General features: G+C 34.0%; 2 protein-coding genes. Both read right to left on the bottom strand.

Annotated features, from left to right (window positions below; genetic code table 11):
* The coding region (locus AC1DQW_RS27555; RefSeq protein ID WP_477456996.1) for a response regulator at window positions 1-509 on the bottom strand (509 nt) is incomplete at its 3' end.
* Window positions 510-605: 96 nt separating this feature from the next.
* The coding region (locus tag AC1DQW_RS27550) for a hypothetical protein (protein WP_477456995.1) at window positions 606-1,571 on the bottom strand (966 nt) is incomplete at its 5' end.

Genomic DNA, 1,571 nt, shown 5'->3' with positions numbered 1-1,571 from the left:
TAGTAAAGGATCTGTTTTTTTTTTACCTGTTTAATTTTACGGCCAGCAATTACGGTTTTCAGATCTGCCTTTCCGTTTTTATTTCCTGCAGTTAGTTTTTCCAGACTTAAGAAAGATTTAATATAATAATGTTCAAGTATTTCTTTTTTATAAAACCGACTTTCAAGAGCATGCAATAACTCCAGATCATCAAAGGGCTCAACCAGAAAATCATCCGCTCCTATTTCCATTCCTTTTCTAAAGTCTGTTTGTTCGGCCCTTGCCGTTAGAAAAATAAAGGGAATGCGGGATGTTTCTGACTGTCTGTGCAGCAGGTTTAATACCTCATAGCCATCCATTCCGGGCATCATTATAGCGCAAAGAATAAGATCGGGCTTTTTTAATTGTGCCAGCTCCACACCTTTACTGCCGTTTTCTGCTTGTAGTACCATATAACCGTTAAATCCCAAAACACTGGTAATCCTCTCCCTGATATCGTTATTATCTTCAATGATGAGGACTGTTTTCATGATCTATTGAATATAAGCATACGAATAAATTCTTTAAAAGATTATGCCACTATCGCCAATAACAAATGAGTGTGAACCAGGCTGTTTAAATCAGTTCTATTTTACGCCATGTACAAAATGATCTCCAATCGGAATAACCGCATTTATAAATACCTGCTTGTTACCGGGTACTAAGATTCCAGAATCGATCATCCTGTTAACATATCCTGAAAACTTCGATGCCCCCTTAAAATTTAAATGGCCCAGATCTGCAAATTCATCATCATTTAAGGGAAAATTGTTGAAGTCTAAAAACTCAACATCCTGAAAATATAATTTCTTAATCGTCATGAAAACCTTTTCATTTTTCATGAATTCGTAACCTTTATGCTGGGGGCTTCTTACCAAAAATACTTTTTTGTGCTTTTGATGGCAATAATCAATTATCTTACGAAGATATTTAAGGTTGGTCATCGAAAGCTTAGTATGTTCTGATGTTGTTTCATTACGGAGGAWTGAAGGTGTATTCTTAATTTCCAGGGGTTTAGGATTATTAATTTTTAAATAGCCACCAATATTGCTACTGAAGTTATAGTTTAAGGAAGCAACTCTGAATATATTCTGGCGGGTTAAAATGGAAACACAATTTATAAAATCTTTTGGGTTTTTATCAAATAGCAGTTCTAAATCTGATGGATCCATAAACGATGCGTATTGTGGAAACATGTTCGACATATATTTATAACCCCACGTCCATTCATCCATTTTTGTGTCAATTTGATTATTTGAAAACTCAATCAAAATGGTTTCTACCTGGTTGTTTTGAGAAATTACCTTTTTAACTTTTTGGTAAGTATAAAAGTAAGGCTCTGCTGAGTGAGACAGATTTTTAAAACCTGATATTAAAGAATCATTAAAAGCACACTCAGAGTGCGAATGTCCGAACAGCACAATTTTGTAGCCCTTATCAATATTAAACCTCGACAATTTTTTAACCAAAAAATTGGGTATCAATATTACGCTGGCTACTAATAATATACTTGTTAAAATAAACGTCAGTGTTTTATTTAAAAAGTGGTTCAT

Source organism: Mucilaginibacter sp. P5_A4 (genome assembly GCF_056400605.1).
This window is presented reverse-complemented; position numbering and strand designations above follow the sequence as displayed.